This is a genomic window from Oligoflexus tunisiensis (assembly GCF_001748245.1).
GTDB classification, from domain to species: Bacteria; Bdellovibrionota_B; Oligoflexia; order Oligoflexales; family Oligoflexaceae; genus Oligoflexus; species Oligoflexus tunisiensis.
In genome coordinates this window covers 3929850-3946843 of sequence record NZ_BDFO01000001.1, presented here as the reverse complement: position 1 = coordinate 3946843, position 16994 = coordinate 3929850, and the positions used below count along the sequence as shown (strand labels likewise).

The following is a 16994-nucleotide window of genomic DNA, read 5'->3' as shown; positions in this document are numbered from 1 at the left end:
AATGTTACAGTGAAGGCTTGGTAACATTTCTCTCGTCATAGGAACGTCCATGACCTCGACCTCCAGCCAGGCTCGCGTCCGTTTTATCTTCTTTACGATTTTGCTCGATGCCATGGGCATCGGTATTCTGATCCCGGTGATGCCGGATATCTTCCGGCGTTTCAGTACCGATGCCACCGACGTGAGCCGCTATTACGGGCTTTTTATCGGCGTTTATGCCCTGATGCAATTCGTTGCCGCTCCGGTGCTGGGGGCTCTTTCAGATCGTTTTGGAAGGCGGCGCATTCTTTTGATCTCGCTGCTGGGAGCCGGGCTGGATTACCTGATCATGGCCTTTGCCCCGAATCTCGTGCTGCTCTTTATCGGCCGCATCATCTCGGGCCTGACCGGCGCGAGCATGACCGTCGCCAGCTCCTACATGGCGGATATCAGCGATGACAACAACCGTTCCGCCAACTTTGGAATGATCGGGGCCGCGTGGGGGCTCGGCTTTATCACAGGACCCATGATCGGTGGTGCCATCGGTTCATTGGGACCCACGGCTCCGTTTGTGGCGGCGGCTGTGCTGAATCTGGCCAACTTTCTGTTTGGGATTTTTGTGCTGCCCGAATCCCTGCCGGAGTCCATGCGGCGACGACTGGAGTGGCGTCGGATCAATCCCTTTGCAGCACTGGTCAAAATTCTACGACCTTCGCCGATTCTCGTGTTGCTCTGGATCTACTTTGTCGTCTTCATCGCCGGCCAGGTGCATCCAGTGAACTGGACGCTTTATACGCAGCTGAAATTCGGCTGGACGGCCTGGGAGGTCGGCGTCTCGCTGTCCTTTGTGGGCGTGGTCTTTGCGGTCGCGCAGGGTGTTCTGCCCCGTTATGTGATTCCGAAGCTGGGAGAACCCCGCTCTCTGACGATTGGGCTGTTCCTGTATGCGCTCGCGTTTGCCGCCTATGCGCTGGCCACCCAGGGCTGGATGATCTATGCAATCACCGCGGCCTCATGCCTCTCCGGAATCGCGATGCCCGCTCTGCAGTCCATCATCACCAAAGGCGTGCCGATGAATGAACAGGGGGAACTGCAGGGCAGCCTCGTTTCGCTCGGCAGTCTGGCGAGCATCATAGCTCCTTTCGCCTATACCGAACTTTTTGTGCGGTTCACAGCTCCCGAGTCCCCGATCTTTTTTCCCGGTGCCGCCTATATCGGAGCCACTGTGATCTGTCTCGTGGCGCTGGGACTCGATCTTTTGGGACGCTCATCCACGGTGGCGGCCAGTCGTGCCAGCACGGGGGCGTGAGTGCACCAGGGAGGCCAGCATAGCGACAGTCATGCCGGCGACCCAAATCCCGGCACGGACGATAATCCAATGTTTTTTCGTTTCCATGGAACCTCACAACGCATATATGACAGACTGGCTGATGCCAGTGCGGACGAGTTCTGTCCTTTGTACGGGACGCGTTAAAACGGAAATTGCTGCTTTTCCATACTAGCAAGTCTGCATTCAGCGCAAAATGCTGCATGTCCGGCATGGTCTCTTGTGCGTGGCAGTCGCTTCGTCTCAAAAAAAGTGCCAGGTATTCCCGCTAACTGCTTTTCTTTACTGCTTCTTTCCTCATTTTCTGTTACATACAAAAGTCTCGCCCAGTCGATGAGGACAGGTGCGCCTGCCTATCATTCAGTCGTAGCCTTCTTCATAAAAGATCAAGACGGCGACATGGAGGCGTTGAAAAGGCCTCTCAGACCAGGCGCGAGAGAGGCGAGCACCGGAGTGTACACTGGTACATGAGGAGCGGTGCCGACTGAAGCAACGCAGAATGAGGGGCCTTTTCAACGCCCTCCTATTGGTTGTGAATCGAATTGCTGAGCATGGGACCTTATGACTTTTATTCAGCCGAAACCCAATGCGGGTTCTTCCTCGAAGTCCGATTCAGGTTCGGCTGAGAGCCACCCGACCTCGAATCATGGCCAAAGGTCCGGGAAACCCAACAGGGAGATCCCCGCCAAGGGGAAGACGCGGCATTTGAATGCCAGTCTTGGCGAAGGCACCTATATCGTCTTTGATATAGAAACGACCGGCGGCAATCCTGAGAAAAACGGCATCACGGAAATTTTCGCCCTGCGCTATCACAAGGGCGAGATCATCGATACGTTTTATAGCATGGTCAATCCCGGCGTTTCGATTCCTCCGATCGTAAGGCGGATGACCGGTATCACCAACAAGATGGTCCGCGATGCGCCTCCGATCAAGGCGATCATGCCGGAATTCATCCGCTTCATCGCCGATGATATCCTGGTGGCGCATAACACCATTGGGGATATGAAATTCATTCGCTATTTCGCTCAGCATGAATGCCAGCATGAGGTCACGAATTACTTCATGTGCACGCATCTGCTCGTCGAGAAGATGGCGCCGAATGCCCCGGATAAATCATTGCGGGGCCTGGGTGACTTCTTCAAGCTGCCGACTGATGCGCAGCTGCACCGGGCGGAAGCGGACACCTATCTCACGCTCGAACTGTTCAAGGTCCTTCTGCAAAAACTGGAAGACAAGGGCATCAAATCCATTGCGGATGCGATCCGCTTCCAGGGGGACTTTGAATCCGGCACAAGGCTGGGCTGGGGCGTCAAGCCCGAGGCTCTCGCGCATCTGCCGGATACCGAGGGTGTGTTTTATCTTTACGACTTCAGCGGGCATGTCACCTTCCTTTCGAGTGCCCATAGCATTGCCCGGGAAGTGAAGCGCCTGCAGAAATTGAACGCGCTGCCGAAGCAGCTTCTGCGTGCGGTGCTGTCGAGTTCCGACATCCGCATCGAGGAGACGCCAACCGCCTTCGCGGCCGCGCTCCTGGAAGCGCAGAGCCTCGTGCGGCATCGCATTCGCTTTGATCCTGCCAACTGGCATCAGCGCACCGCGAATTTCATCTACATCTGCAAGGACGAGGATGCCTATCGCTTGACGACAGGACCTTTGGTGGCCGATGTGGTGAGCTTCCTCGGTCCGATTCGCGGCGGCAAGGATATCACGACGCTGCTCGATCACATCGCACGCATCCTGGGGCGAAAGCCGGCGAAAAAAGGTCTGCAGATCCTGCCCGAGGAATGGCCGATACTTGATACCTTCTTCCGGCGCAAAAGGCTGGTGCCAACGCTGAAGGAAAAGTTCCTCTCCTTCTTCCCCCGTTTCGAGGAAAAGTCTCGCCACCTGCAAAGGATCCGCGATCAGCTGAACGAGATTGCCATTCCTGAAGATCTCCATGGCGCCAGCATCTGTTCCGGAATCGTGGCCGTAGCTGTGGAGGAGGATCGCTGGCATCTTTACTGTGTGGCGGTGGGCCGCCTGCAGTCGGAGTTCAGCGTGCAGGGCGACCTTGTGCAGGGTTTGAAAAAGAACGATTTGAATATTCGCGTCTATCGGCAGCTCAAGGATGCCTTGCGCGAGATCAGTGCCGTCAAGCAGCCCTTGACCTATGGCGATGCCATTCTTTTGAACCGCATGTTCTGGTGGGCCTTCTTTGGCGAGCGTCATGAAAATGTGCGGGTGATCCCGCTGGATACTCTGGCCCGACTATGATGCCTTAACGTGACGATCGACGAATTCCAAAACCTGACGGACGCTGAACGGCTTTTCCAAAAAAGCGATACACCCGGCGTCCAGAGCCTCCTGCCTCCAGCTCGACATTCCTGAAAAAGCCAGCACCGGAATTCCCCGGGATCGCGCGTGTTCAATTACGGACCCAGCCGACACATCCGGCAGACACATATCGAGCAGCAGAAGATCCGGTCGCGCCTGGTCGAGAAGTATTTCGAGCTGTAAGAATTGCCCGGGTCGAATGACCTGCAGGCCACGTTTTTTCAAGAGCGATTCCAGGACCGCTGCACTCTCCTGGTCATCATCGCAAAGCAGAATTTTGATCATGCTGTGTCCCCCGCTTTCGAATAAAATACCTCGCCCATTATACGCGAAAACCCGCAAACGGTGAAATTAGCCAAAATAGTATAAGTTTCGGACTTTCGGTAAGAATTTCAACTCGTGGAAACGATGAACCAAAGAAAGGCAGGAGGTCGTGGTTGCCAAAAATAACGCGGGAACCTCTCAAGAATCGGCAGATTTTGCCGACACGATGCCTGCACAGTTTCCCTGGAAAGGGGATTGTCGAGGGATCAGGATGTTAGAGGAGACAGCCATGTTAGGAAGCAATCCTGCCCTGATGACGAAGTGATCCAGGAATCCATTAATATCCGCTTTGCGGGGATGCAAGTCCTCGGGGGAAGGAATCATGAGATACGTCGTGAGCGGTCTCGTGGGATTCGTTGTGACGCTTGTGATCAGTCTGCCCGTGCAGCATCTCATGCAGATCAAGGAAGCCCGAGCCTCATCGTTGGGAAGTTCGAAGGTCAAAAGTCGCGCCGGCTCTCGCGCCGTCACCGAGCTTTTGGTGGACGTGCCGCCGCTTGCCGGTGGGATCGATCCCAAGGAACCGCGGATTAAATTCATGCCGCAGTATCCGACGGAAGCCGCAGAACAACAGCTGGAGGGTTTTGTTGTTCTCAGCTTTCAGGTGGGCAGCGATGGTTCGGTGCAGAATCTGAAGGTCGTGGAATCCGTTCCACCGATGGTTTTCGATAAGGCCGCGAAACGCGCGGTCTCGCGTTGGAGCTTCCGCCCACTGCCGGCTGGCAAGGATGCCGCGTCAGCCGACAACGAGCAGAAGCTGCGTCTGAATTTCAGCCTGAAAAAGGCGCTGGCCTCAGAAGATTCTTCCAATCCCAGCTTATAGCCTGTTACAGGCAGGTCCCCGGTGTGGGCCTGCTCTGTAATTTCCAAACGCCATCCACTTTTTCCATGGATTGACCACTCGTCACGAGCGGCAGATGCACGGCGCTCACGGTCCCGTCAGGGCCTTTGAAGCCGGCCCTGTTCTCCGGTCCGCCGTAGATCACCGCATCGATCGGCAAGACGTCGCCTGTGATCGCCGTGGCCTTCATCGCAAAGAGACCGATCGCATCGGCGGCTGTTCCACCGTTCTGCAGGCCGCCTGGGAAGCTTTCCGCCTGGAAGAAATTCGGGCTGAAGTTCTGGGCGGTGCTTTTCGGTCCGCCGATCACCACACAGCCGCCCGCCGGTAAAATGCCTTTCAATTGATAACGAAGGTTCGCATAGTTTTGCCCACCGGCGCCGATCGCATATTCGGCAAGATCGAGATCGCGCCCGCTGGTGTTCATGATCTCAATCCATTCCAAGCCAACATCATCCCCGCTGGGGTCGAAGAAGACTTCGGTCAGACTGATATCCTGAGCGATCAGGATCATCGTCCAGCTGACTTCCGATCCTGGAAGGCGGGCCCTGACCGTGGTGCTGCCCGGTGCGAGACCGCGCAAACTCAGGCTGATCTCCTGCTGCCCGGCGGCGAGCCGTGGCTCGGTGAGAACCTCGATCATGCCGGCGTCGAAGGTGAGCTCAATCGCTTCCCCGGTCCCAAGGAACGAAGCCGGCAGATCCGTGCGCAAGGTGATGACGCTGGTGGCGCCGACACCGGCCCGCAGCTGATCCTTTTCCAAGGCAAGAAACTGGGGCTTCGGATTCTTCAGAACTGTAACCGTGGTCTGCACTTCAATATCCCGCAGACGGGCGATCACCGGAACAGCGTCGGGGTTCGCAAGAAGACCTTGAAAGGCGGGCACAGTCACGGTGCTGGCGCCTTGCGGCAGGATCACACGGGCCGGGACTCGCAGTTTTTCCGGAGCCTGGCTGGTGAGCGTGATTTCCAAATCCTCGGGTGCCGGACGATCGATGGTCAAGTGCAGGGCCGGTGTCACGAGTCCTTCATAACCCTCTTCACTGAAGGCATGCTTCTGGCTGAAGCCCAGGAGGACAGGCTGCCCCGGGTCCTTCATCTCGATATCCTCGGGGCCGCGCGGTTCCAGATAAAAACGACCGGAGAACTTACGGAGGATTCCACTGACGAACACCGTGGAGCCGCGCAAAGGTTTGGGATAAGTCGCGAGATATTGGCCCACTGCGATCGTCTGATCAATATAGAAGGCGGCGCTATCATTCGCATCGCTCGGCCACGAGACAAGGCCGGAGACGGCCGTGCGCACGAGCACACCTTCCAGGGATTCAAGGGCAGCCGGATCATTCCAATGAGCCGCTGTCAAGGAATGGAGGGGCAGGGTTTGTCCTTCCGCAATCGTTTCCATGGCCGTCAGGTCCTGCAGCTGATACTGATCCCTATAGACATCATAGGTGGCTGTTATGCGAATGGTTTGACCCAACTGTGGCTTTTGACCTTTGGGTTGATACACGAAAATGCCGGACGGCTTCGTGGACTCACCATCCTGCAGATAAAAGCCGGTGGAAGCCACGGCGGTGACAAGGCCACTCAGATGAACCTTGGCCTTCAGTTTAATACCCTCGAGACCACTCACCGGAAATTTCAGCTGCTGGATCGCCTGCACCGGGCAGGACTGAAGGTCGGGGTTGCTGAGACTCGCGCAAGGATCACAGAGATCGCCCCGACCATCCTGATCAAAATCCAGCTGGTCGGCGTTTTTTAACAAAGGACAGTTGTCGCGATAATCCGGAACCTCATCATGATCCCGATCCTCGGCACGTGCCTGCGCACACAGAGCCTCGCCATCACCGGCGGGACAGACGTCACAGCTGTCGCCGTGGCCATCCTGATCAAAGTCCGCCTGAAGACCATGATCCACCGGGCGAATTGGATTGAAGACCTTGGGGCAGTTGTCCGCAGGATTCAGAACACCATCCCCATCGCCATCCTCTTCCTTCGGGCCTTCATAGGATCCGGCGCGCACAGGTTCGCAAACCGGCTCCTCGGCGGGCTTTTCACAGAAAAAGAGTGGATAGTCGTTCTTCACCGCCTCCTGGAAGGCCGCAAAGTCGGCAATGCCGGCAGCTTTCAGAGCGGCGGATTGATTTTCATAACAAAGCTTTTTGGGCGTGCCGCAGACATCGATCTCCTGGCAGCTCGCTTGCATGCTATCCAGCAAAGCCGCATCTCCATAAAGCACCTGGCCGCCGCGAATCACCAGCGCGGTGTCGCGAGCCTCAGCCTGGAAAACCGCCTGATACGGATTGCGCGCGTCCTGGGAACGATATATGGCCACGTCCGCTATCAAACCGGGAACCAGGCGACCGAGACGCTGTTCCGCTTTCAAAGCCGAGGCGGCCTGAGCGGTCACCATCAGCCAGAGATCGCGATCGGAGAAGGCATAGTCATAGTATTTCGCATTCAATTGCGCAGCGCATTGAATTTCCCGATTGAGGTGGGCCGATCCCGAGGGCGTCCAGTCGGTACCCAGGGCGATGTTAATGCCAAGCTGCCGATAAAGAGTCACCGGCGCGGTGTTGCCATAAAGGGAAACATTCGAACGCGGTGACCACACCACCGCGGTGCCACGCGCGGCCATTTTTTGCGCATCCGGTGTCAGAAGACCGATCGCATGCACATAGGAATTGTTGGGTGCAGTGACATCAAAGCCACCTTGTTCCGCGCTGCTGAGACAAAGGAATTCATTGCGTGCTGCATCATCGATTCCTTCGGCGACATGCATCAGATTCAAACCATAGGCCATATCCGGAATATATTTCTGCCTTGCATACGCACAGTCACCGACGCGGAAATCATAGTCACTGCTGTTTTCCAAAGGAAAGGTGTTGTAGTACACCGGCTCGGTGATCAGACCTTCCAGATAGCGGCTGTCATCCAGATTGCGCAGAAATCCGGCCACTGCGGAGGAACCGGCGATCGATGCCGTGCCGATCATCAACTGACGGATTTCGCCCAGGGCGTTGGCCACATCATCACCGGATTTGGGCACCCGGATCTTGTCATGCTCCCGCTTGCCGCCACGCCAGTCATTGCGGTGTTCAAAGCGCTCCTGACCCCAGTCGCCGGGTTTGGCGGCGGCCCAGCCCAGGTGATCATGCGCGTTGATCAGCGCCGGGGAAATCACGGCATCAGGGCACGAGAGACGTTTGGCCTGACGGGCGATCGCTTCCTCCCGACAGCCGCAGCCGGTACAGGTCAGGACACCCTGACCGTTATAAAGTATACCGCCCCCAATCACGGGCTGCTCAAAGGTCAGGACGGTGCCTTCGATATAGGTCCAATCGCTGGAACCGGCTTCGGTCTGGACGCAGGTGGTCGGGGCTGATGTGACTTCAAGGGGCTGGGGGCATGTCAAAGCGTCTGGCAAAGGGGCGGGGTTGTCTGGAATATCGCTGGGCGGAGGCGGCTGGTCGGGATCCTGCGGCTGAATCGGTTGATCAGGAACAGGTGCAGCCGGCGGCGGTGATGAGCTGGATTTGGAATGGCAGCCCAGCAGGCCTCCGAGCCCTATAAGAAAGACGAGCAAAACTCGTAACCTTGCGCTTCCAGGATTTGACATGGTTTACCTCTGCCTTTTGGTGTTTAGCAAAAGACGGTTAGCACAAAAAGGCTTGCGGGACAAGGTTTTCAGACGAAATGGAAGGGTGAGATAAATTGAAGTTGCGTGTGCGGGGGAAGAACAAAGGGCGGTTCCCCAAGGAACCGCCCTTCCGGATGACCGTTCAGGATCGATCAGCTGCCGAAGTATTCCTTCAGGCCTTGCTGGTCAGCACGCATGGTCTTCTTGCCTTCAGTCCAGTTGGCTGGGCAAACGTCACCATGCTTTTCGTGGAACGCGAGCGCATCGACGAGGCGCAGCATTTCATCAATGTTCCGGCCGAGCGGAAGGTCATTGACGGTCTGCTGACGCACGATGCCCTTCTTGTCGATCAGGAAGGTGGCGCGCAGAGCCACGCCGTCTTCATGAAGAACGTCGTAGTCGCGGGTGATGGTCTTATGAATGTCCGAGATCACAGGGTAGGTCACGCCTTCGATACCGCCGTCTTCATGCGGGGTATTCAACCAGGCCAGGTGAGAGAATTTACTATCCACCGAGCAGGCCAGGACTTCCGTATTCTTGGATTTAAACTCGTTCAATTTCTCTTGGAATGCATGGAGCTCCGTTGGACACACAAAGGTGAAGTCCAGTGGGTAAAAGAAAAGAACGACATTTTTCTTGCCGCGAAAGCTGGACAGACTGATGTCCTGGAACTCTTTATTCACAACAGCTGGTGCGGTGAAATCGGGAGCCGGTTTGTTGACGAGTACGGCCATTTTTCACTCCTTAGGCAAATGCAATTGAACCAACAGAAACTTGTCGCCATCGAAACATAGAACCCGACGACTGTCAAGGACAGCGTCGGCTGGGTTCGCAAAGCCGGACGCTCCCTCAGCTCTGCATATAGGGATAACGGAAGTCGGTGATCGGGTGAAAGGTCTCCTTGATGGTGCGATGCGAGCACCAGCGCAGGAGGTTCCAGATGCTGCCGGCCTTATCGTTGGTTCCCGACGCACGACCGCCGCCGAAGGGCTGCTGGCCCACCACGGCGCCGGTGGGTTTATCGTTGATATAGAAGTTGCCGGCGCTGTGTTCAAGAGCACGGGTCAACTGCGCAATCACGCGGCGATCCTTCGCAAAGATCGCCCCGGTCAGGGCATACGGGGAACTCGTGTCACAGAGCGTCAACGCCTCATCAATCTTCGCATCATCATACACATAAACAGTCAGGACCGGTCCGAAGATCTCCTCCTTCATGCTGCGGTAGTGCGGATCCAGGGCTTCGATGATGGTCGGCTGGATGAAGTAACCAACGCTGGCATCACAGTCGCCACCAAAGATGATGCGGGCATCCTTCGATTGTTTGGCATCATCGATATAGCCTTTGATTTTGTTAAAGGCCTTTTGATCGATCACAGCGCCCATGAAGTTGCTGAAGTCAGTCGGGTCACCCACCTTGATTTGTTCCGCGGTCTGCACCAGCCCTTCCTTGACCGCAGGCCAGAGGCTCTTCGGAATATAGGCACGGGAGGCAGCGGAGCATTTCTGTCCCTGAAATTCAAAAGCGCCGCGGATGAGTCCGGTCACGAGTTCCTCAACGCCGGCACTCGGATGGGCAAAGATGAAATCCTTGCCACCGGTTTCGCCGACGAGACGCGGATAGGTCTTATAACGATCGATATTCTGACCCACGGTTTTCCACAGCATGTTGAACACACCCGTGGATCCTGTGAAGTGAATACCGGCCAGGTCCGGATGAGCCAGGGCCACCGAACTGATCACGGCCGGATCGCCCACGACGAGGTTGATGACTCCGGGAGGCAGACCAGCCTCTTCGAGCACCTGCATGCCGACCCAGGCGGAAAGCAGCGAGGTTGGGGCCGGCTTCCACAGAACCGAGCAGCCCATCAGCGCGGGCGCGGTGGGCAGATTCACGGCGATCGAGGTGAAGTTAAACGGACAGACGGCATAGACGAAGCCTTCGAGGCCGCGGGCTTCGCTGCGGTTCCACATGCCGGGAGCGGACTGCGGCTGCTCACTGTAGATGCGTTCCGCGAAATGCACGTTGAAACGGAAAAAGTCGATCAGTTCGCAGGTCGCATCGATCTCGGCCTGGTGCGAGGTCTTGCTCTGACCCAGCATGGTGGCAGCGTTGATGATGGGGCGATATTTGCCGGCAAGGAGTTCCGCCGCTTTCAAAAAGACCGCCGCGCGGTCCTCCCAGTTCAAAGCCGCCCATTCCTTGCGGGCTTCGAGATTCGATTGAATGGCGGCCTGCACCTCATCGGCGGAGGCGGCGCTATAGGTGGCCAGGCGGTGCGCGTGCTTGTGCGGACTCACGACAGCGTGTTCGGCCTTGGTGTTCATCACCTTGTTCGTACCGATGACCAGAGGAATTTTCTCTTCGGTCGCAGCCTGTCGCTTCAGCTCGCTGATCAGCGTCGTGCGCTCCGCGGTGCCTGGTGCATAACTCAGCACCGGTTCGTTGCGTGGAGGAGGGGTTGTACTGCGAATATTCGCCATATAAGTATCCTTTCTTCTGACTTCCAGGACAGGCGGTAAAGAACCCCCAATATGCGGCGACGGGCGTTAAAAGGCAAGACCTCCGGCTGTCCCATCCACCCATAATGGCAGGGAAATTCAGGGCGCTTCAGAGCCATCTCAAGATTCGAAGGTTTTTGCCGATAATGCATCTACGGAATTTTGCGTCTGTCATGAATTTGACTCCAGTGGGGGGAGGTCAACGCATGCGTATTGGGTTTCTTCGGATGCACCATATTTTCATGGTGTCCACCTTGATTGTAGCGTCCTGTACTCAATACAAGCCGTCTGGTGGCCGGTTTGGCAAGACCACGACCGGCCCTGGCTCGGCCATCAATTCCAATGTGCCTTTGGTCGATGTTTCCGTCGTCATTGCCAATACCAAATTGGCCGTCTTAGGTGGGAATTTGACGGCCAAAGTCACCTACAATGACCAGTCCGCAACCCAGCCCTTTACGCCAACCGGGACCCAGTCCGAACTCAAGGGGATTAAGCTCCCAGCCGGCACCGCAGGCGTCATGAAGGTGGAAATCCTTCAGAATGATTCCATTAAATTTGTGGCCAAACGCGCCAACACCAGTGTGCAATCTGGTGGCAGCGTGGTGATTGATGATTGTTTGATCCTTCGTGCTCCCTGGGCGGGGACTGTCAACGAGGGCAGCTGTGAGTGGAATATTACAGAGGTGACCAATTAGGTACCCGATTGATTTTGGATCGTGGGGCACACGAAATCACTGCAGGGGAACAAGGTGAAATATCATATCCACGCTTCGATCGTAATCTCTCTCTTGGCCTTTGCCTGTGCTGAGCAGCGCTCGTCCGTGACAACGTGGGGTCACGCCGAACGTGGCAGCGAGGAATTCAGTGCCCAGGTGCGGATCGGCTATGGTTTCAACCATCCGGCCATACCCCGTCCGGGTTCATCCTTGAATCTTACCGGGCAGGATAGCAGCGTGTTCAGCCTCGCCATGGATCCGGCGGCTGATATCTGGCAATCCGCGCTTTTCGATACGACTCAGCAGAGTCTGATCCCTTCTGAGACTTCGCTCGTCGATTGGAGCACCCAATATATCGCCAGCCACAAGGCTGAGCTTGGTCTGGATGTGAGCGAGCTCGCCCATTTCAATAATACGCTTTACGAACCCTTCCCGGATCAAATTTACGTGACGTTCCAACGGCAATTTGAAGGCCGTGAAGTCCGCGGTGCCTTCGTGCAATTTATCTTTGTGCGCGGAGCCGACGGTTATCGTCTGCGTGAGGTCCAGAACAACAGCTATGGTCCCATCGCTCTGGGCAGTTCTGCGACGGACTCTGTAAGCGCGCAGGCGGCTGTGGATGCGACAGGCATTCCTTCGCTGGAGCCTGTCTGGCAGAAATCTCTTATCTATCCCCAGCTGGGCGCGGATGGTCGCTATGAATTCCGCCAGGCAACGGAATTTGAGCTGGCGGACCATGCGCAGGATGAAAGTTACAAAATCATTCTCGATAACGATACGCAAACCATCCTGGCTGCTGAAGGCAATCGCTATCACGCGAAGCAGCAGCTGACGATGGAGACTTTTAAGAACAGTTATATCACCAAAGAGGTCGTGGTTGGCCCGATGTCGGGAGTCCAGGTTGATACTCTGACTGCGGACGCCAACGGTACGTTCGACACCAACGCGACTCAGGCCACCGTAACCCTGACAAGCGCCAAAGGTCCCGTGGTGAGTCTCACCGGGAATCAGCAAAATTTGACTCCCTATTCCTTCCCTGTGACCTTTGCCGCCAATGGTGTCACCAAGGTTGCACCAAGTCCGAATGTCGATGCAGCGGCGTTGAATGCTTATGCTGCGCTTCTGGAGGTGAATGACTGGGTGGGGCGTTTCCTTACACCGCAGCAGGCACCCATTCTGGCGACTGGTATCCTGGTCAAAGTCAATATGATTGATGGGGGGGAAGTTCCGTTTTGTAATGCATTTTTTTCGGCAGGTTCGCTGAACTTCTATGCCCAGGGGGCGGTAGGGGGCGTAACGTGTCCGAACACGGCCCTGATCAAGGACGTTATGTACCACGAGTGGGGGCATGCGCTCGACTTTGATGTCGGTGTTGTCAAGAACACCATTACGGATGGCGCTTTTTCGGAGGGTATCGGTGATATCACGGCGACGCTGGCGATGGGTGATCCCGTCGTGGGACGTGGTTTCACGCTGAATAATCCCGACAGCAAGGTGCGTACGGTGGATCCCGCGGGGACGCCCGAAGAACCCATTCGGGTTTATCCACCTGCCAACGCCACGGAAGCCGCCGTGCATTCCCAGGGGCAGATCATTGGCGGGACATTCTGGGATCTGCGCAGAAACCTGGTCGCCCTCTACGGACCTGAAGAAGGAACGACGCGCACGGCCAACTTTTTCTTCAAGCACCTTTTGGTGACGGATCGCTATATTGATTCCTATGCTTCTGTGTTGCGCCTTGATGATGACGATAACAACCCAGCGACGCCATCGCCTCACTATTGCGCGATCAACAAGGCCTTCGGCAAGCATCGTCTGATCGGTGCGGCCACCCTGGAAGGTCCCTCGTGTGTGGACCAGGATCAGGGTTTGAAGGTTCGCGTGGATGTGGATAACGGTGACGGGACACTCAATCTGCTCGCCTCGTCCTTCGGCGCTGCTTCGATCGTCTTCTGTCCTGGCAAGGTGACTAGCTGCCCGGCCGATGCGAATACGGTCGAGTTCACCTCTACTTCAATCACAGGCCTGACCGCCAGCGAAACGAAGAAATTCTATCAAGCAGCCGGAACCGTGAAGGTGAAGGAAGGGGAGATGTATACCCTGATTTCCCGCGATTCCAAGGGCGCTGCAGTCGGCTTGAAGACTCTGACCTTCGGCAAGCGTGATCAGAGTTCAGATTTGTCGCAAACTCTCAAATAAGACTGGAATGACAGAATCAAGGGTGGGGCTGGTGTTGTGAAGCACCAGCCTTTTTGTTTTTTGTCAGGCGGCCATTAGCTGGTTCATGGTCCCGGTCAATTCCTGAATTCTTTCATTTTCCGCCTTCACATGCGAGGTGATGCCAAGCCACCTGTTTGGAAGCCGCGGCGTTGGCCTGCCCGGTCTTATCGATGACATCCATCCTCTCGGAAAAGTCGGTCATGCCGATGGGTTTGTTCGCGTTCTGTTGGCCGGTTTGATCCTCGAAATTTTCCGCTTTCAGAAGGTCCGCTTTTCCACTGCAAACTTACTCTGTTCCGCCTGTACAACCTGAGTGGCCAGAAGGTTCAAGGTATGGCAGGTGTTGAGCTTCCACTGCCATTAGTTGGCGGTACTTTAGCACTATCAATGGTTGGATGAACCCTAATTACTTTCACTACGGTGACTCAAATTCAATAATTGCGGCATATTGAGGTCTATGCTTGCCTGGATATTCGGCCGGATTGACAAATGAGGGCTGCTGTCCTATACCCATTCCGGGCATGTCAAAGAGAGCTATATATGATGATTCAATATTTTTCGATCCTTAGTCTGCTTTTCTTGGGTCTAGGTTGTCAAAGACTCGACAATGTCGTAGACGACTCTCAGGTGACCTGCGGCGTTAAAAGCGAAGCCCATGATCGACTTATCAAGATTGAAGGTGACAGCGATCTGGATGCTGTTTTCATGGCCCATGATGGCGTTCAAAGTAAAATCCAGCCGACCGCCAAAAACTGTCTGCTCGTGCCCCCTGAAATGGATGGCACCCTCTATATCAGAGAGAAAGAAAATCACGACCAGGGTCTGAGCATTCTCACGGAAAATCTCATTCGGGGGTTATCTTTCCATTCTCTTTCCAGCAGTGATCACTTGGTCCAGAAAACGCGGCGCCTCAAGTGTCCGGATAACGGAGCAATTCAGAGCCAGGTTGTTCTCAGGACTTTGAGTGCAGATTCGTTACGGGCGCACCTGCCGTCGGCGAGGGTCACTCTCTTCAATAAAGAGAACCAGATAATAAGTAGGAAGGTTGCTATTCTGAGTGAAGAGACGCTGGCTTTGCCGCTACTGCTTGACGAAGGAAAATATCGGCTGTCCTTAGAGAATTTCGATGCGTTTGAGCCTGATTCCCTGGAACCTGGAATTACGTGTGAGCTGACTGTCGACAGGAGCCCGCCTCAGTTGGCAGCTTCCAGGGAAGGGGTGGTCGAAGTGAGACCGGGCCAAGTGCTGGAATTTCCGTTGGATGATGCCTCACCTGCCCAGCTCTATGTATGCGCCAGAAAGCGTGAAAATGAAGACAACGCAACTGCAGGCTGTCAGGAATCAGAATTCCTGCCAGCGTCATCCTATGTTGTACCAGAAGACAGCGTATGGGATCTTCAATATTTTGCAAAAGATCAGGCCGGCAACACCAGCAACATCAGGCAGCAAGTGATTGCGGTATTCCACCGGGACACGATTGAACAAATAAAACTGCTTAGCAAGGAATTCCAGCGTTTAACTGCGACCACTACACAACAGTATAGAGCTTTCAAAACTTATCAAAAGCTGGTGAACCTGGCTAAGAAACTGACTCTTAAGGCTGAGATTAATGAGGTCTATTGGAAACTGCTCGGCAACTTCGCTACCGTATCCCAACTGACCTTGGTTTCGCGAGAAAAAATGCCCAATGGACCTGGCTCCAGACCTGCCGGCGTTGGAAACCTTAAAACGGTCGAGTCGCAAGATCAGGACTATCCCTATCGTGTGACGATCGTTCGCAATGGTCTGCAGCATGAACTCAAGATTTATGACATGCGTTATCCAAACATGAAACCTCTGGGCCAATCCATCAGTGCCGATGCGACCGAAAATAGCTTGGCGGCGATTCTGAGTTTTCACCCGACCATTCCATATTTGGTCTATGTTGCAGCAGGTCGTTTCCTCCTGGAGTTCGATCTGCGCGCCATACACTACTCGGGGTCTGGCGATAGCTTGACGATGGAATTTCCGTGGTCGGATCCCTATTTGCGGCAGGTTTCGGCGGAATCAGTGATATCAGACATTATGCCTGCGGCCGATGGTCGTCTCGTGACGGTAGCTACGCTTGGCGGCTGGCTTGAAACCCACGCTTTGAACAGTGCCAATCAAAGCCTTTGGCCACATAAGAAAATGTGTGGTCGAGGAATTTGTCGCTACAATGCCGAGCGAAGGACAAGCGTTTCCTTCAATCAGGAATCCAGAATTACGATTTGGCAGTCGGACAAGGATGATGATGAACGACAGATCGAAAGCCCAGTGGATATTTACGATTTGCTGGAACTTGACAACGACACTGTTCTGCTAATGGGCAAGGATGGTTCCTTGTATCTTTGGATGCTGAAGACGGGTGAGTTGCACAAAGCTGGCAGTACATCGACGCAGCCATATGCAGCCTATGAGATGACCCAGTTCCATGCTGTAATTATCGAGGGTGGGGATCATTCCGCAGTGCTCCGGAAAACTGCCCATGGCTGGGAACTTCTCAACCAAACCTTTCCGGGTGAAATCATCCGCGTTCCGAATTATCCTTTGCCGGTCTTCAAGCGCGAGGACGATGGGTTGCAATACGTGATCGACATTTATGACACAAACTTTATGCTCAAAAAGACCATGCCTGTGAACCCATTGCATCTGGATGCGATCTTCGTGAAAGATCACGTTCTTTATTATGATAACCGAGGTTTGGTGGAACGTATTGACATCAGTAGCCAGAAAAATCTGCCGCCACTGATTTTGCCAGACGGGTATGATGTGGTAGGAGGCGCTAAAAGTCTTGTGCTGAAAAGATGGAATAGCAATGACAATGCGTTCGCTTATTTTGAATGGATACCATTTGACGGCAGTCTAATGCCTATCGAATCCTCGACCGTGAATTTTGAAAGCAAAGAAGGATCCGTTGTCGACGCGGACGGTGAACGCTTCTTTCTATCGCCGTCGCAGTACTTTTTCCTTGATGAGTTCCATGGCGTGCACCTCGACCGTGATGATGACAACGTGATCCATAAGGATGTTTTTACCGTTGAACCCAACTGGTTTGACGAACAATTACGACAACGTCCATTTTATGGCGATCCTGAGTAAGGTCCAAGAGCC

At 54.9% G+C, this 16994-nt stretch carries 12 protein-coding genes; 8 read left to right on the top strand and 4 right to left on the bottom strand.

Going from position 1 to position 16994, the window contains the following annotated elements; all coding sequences use genetic code 11:
* Positions 1-49: 49 nt before the first annotated feature.
* Complete coding sequence (locus OLTU_RS16460) at positions 50-1288, top strand: TCR/Tet family MFS transporter (protein ID WP_141733857.1); 1239 nt, start codon at positions 50-52, stop codon at positions 1286-1288.
* A 723-nt stretch (positions 1289-2011) separates the two neighbouring features.
* Positions 2012-3562, top strand: a complete 1551-nt coding sequence (locus tag OLTU_RS16455) for a 3'-5' exonuclease (protein WP_176736686.1) — start codon at positions 2012-2014, stop codon at positions 3560-3562.
* On the opposite strand, the gene OLTU_RS16450 is transcribed toward OLTU_RS16455, so the two are convergent.
* Positions 3557-3907 carry a response regulator gene (locus tag OLTU_RS16450; protein WP_141733855.1) on the bottom strand — a complete coding sequence of 117 codons (351 nt, stop codon included), beginning with the start codon at positions 3905-3907 and terminating at the stop codon, positions 3557-3559. The two genes, OLTU_RS16455 and OLTU_RS16450, sit on opposite strands and share 6 nt — an antisense overlap.
* Positions 3908-4268: 361 nt before the next feature.
* Here OLTU_RS16450 and OLTU_RS16445 point away from each other — a divergent pair, with 361 nt between their 5' ends.
* Positions 4269-4769 carry an energy transducer TonB gene (locus OLTU_RS16445; RefSeq protein ID WP_141733854.1) on the top strand — a complete coding sequence of 167 codons (501 nt, stop codon included), beginning with the start codon at positions 4269-4271 and terminating at the stop codon, positions 4767-4769.
* Between the two features lie 4 nt (positions 4770-4773).
* Here OLTU_RS16445 and OLTU_RS16440 read toward each other — a convergent pair whose 3' ends face one another.
* A complete protein-coding gene (locus OLTU_RS16440) occupies positions 4774-8202 on the bottom strand; it encodes a thrombospondin type 3 repeat-containing protein (protein ID WP_218110079.1) in 3429 nt (1142 codons plus the stop codon).
* Here OLTU_RS16440 and OLTU_RS32355 point away from each other — a divergent pair.
* Positions 8196-8360: a hypothetical protein gene (locus OLTU_RS32355; protein WP_218110078.1), complete on the top strand. Its 165-nt coding sequence runs from the start codon at positions 8196-8198 to the stop codon at positions 8358-8360. The two genes, OLTU_RS16440 and OLTU_RS32355, sit on opposite strands and share 7 nt — an antisense overlap.
* Positions 8361-8579: 219 nt before the next feature.
* On the opposite strand, the gene OLTU_RS16435 is transcribed toward OLTU_RS32355, so the two are convergent.
* Positions 8580-9161, bottom strand: a complete 582-nt coding sequence (locus OLTU_RS16435; protein WP_141733852.1) for a peroxiredoxin — start codon at positions 9159-9161, stop codon at positions 8580-8582.
* A 115-nt stretch (positions 9162-9276) separates the two neighbouring features.
* Positions 9277-10908, bottom strand: coding sequence for an L-glutamate gamma-semialdehyde dehydrogenase (gene pruA / locus OLTU_RS16430; protein ID WP_141733851.1), 1632 nt, complete (start codon positions 10906-10908; stop codon positions 9277-9279).
* Positions 10909-11132: 224 nt separating this feature from the next.
* Between pruA and OLTU_RS16425 the strand changes: the two genes are divergently transcribed.
* From OLTU_RS16425 to OLTU_RS16415, 4 genes are all read left to right on the top strand, one after another.
* Complete coding sequence (locus OLTU_RS16425; RefSeq protein ID WP_141733850.1) at positions 11133-11621, top strand: hypothetical protein; 489 nt, start codon at positions 11133-11135, stop codon at positions 11619-11621.
* Between the two features lie 54 nt (positions 11622-11675).
* Positions 11676-13841 (top strand): gluzincin family metallopeptidase, encoded by a 2166-nt coding sequence (locus OLTU_RS16420; RefSeq protein WP_141733849.1) that lies wholly within the window; start codon positions 11676-11678, stop codon positions 13839-13841.
* Between the two features lie 139 nt (positions 13842-13980).
* Positions 13981-14175, top strand: a complete 195-nt coding sequence (locus OLTU_RS32350) for a hypothetical protein (RefSeq protein ID WP_218110077.1) — start codon at positions 13981-13983, stop codon at positions 14173-14175.
* 227 nt (positions 14176-14402) lie between these two features.
* Positions 14403-16982 (top strand): hypothetical protein, encoded by a 2580-nt coding sequence (locus tag OLTU_RS16415; protein ID WP_141733848.1) that lies wholly within the window; start codon positions 14403-14405, stop codon positions 16980-16982.
* The last annotated feature ends 12 nt before the right edge of the window (positions 16983-16994 follow it).

What these genes read in the sequence shown, in the direction of transcription:
- OLTU_RS16445 (WP_141733854.1), top strand. Translation starts at nt 4,269, where the DNA reads ATGAGATACGTCGTGAGCGGTCTCGTGGGATTCGTTGTGACGCTTGTG.
- OLTU_RS16450 (WP_141733855.1), bottom strand. Translation starts at nt 3,907, where the DNA reads ATGATCAAAATTCTGCTTTGCGATGATGACCAGGAGAGTGCAGCGGTC.
- OLTU_RS16415 (WP_141733848.1), top strand. Translation starts at nt 14,403, where the DNA reads ATGATGATTCAATATTTTTCGATCCTTAGTCTGCTTTTCTTGGGTCTA.
- OLTU_RS32355 (WP_218110078.1), top strand. Translation starts at nt 8,196, where the DNA reads ATGTCAAAGCGTCTGGCAAAGGGGCGGGGTTGTCTGGAATATCGCTGG.
- OLTU_RS32350 (WP_218110077.1), top strand. Translation starts at nt 13,981, where the DNA reads ATGCCAAGCCACCTGTTTGGAAGCCGCGGCGTTGGCCTGCCCGGTCTT.
- pruA (WP_141733851.1), bottom strand. Translation starts at nt 10,908, where the DNA reads ATGGCGAATATTCGCAGTACAACCCCTCCTCCACGCAACGAACCGGTG.
- OLTU_RS16435 (WP_141733852.1), bottom strand. Translation starts at nt 9,161, where the DNA reads ATGGCCGTACTCGTCAACAAACCGGCTCCCGATTTCACCGCACCAGCT.
- OLTU_RS16425 (WP_141733850.1), top strand. Translation starts at nt 11,133, where the DNA reads ATGCGTATTGGGTTTCTTCGGATGCACCATATTTTCATGGTGTCCACC.
- OLTU_RS16460 (WP_141733857.1), top strand. Translation starts at nt 50, where the DNA reads ATGACCTCGACCTCCAGCCAGGCTCGCGTCCGTTTTATCTTCTTTACG.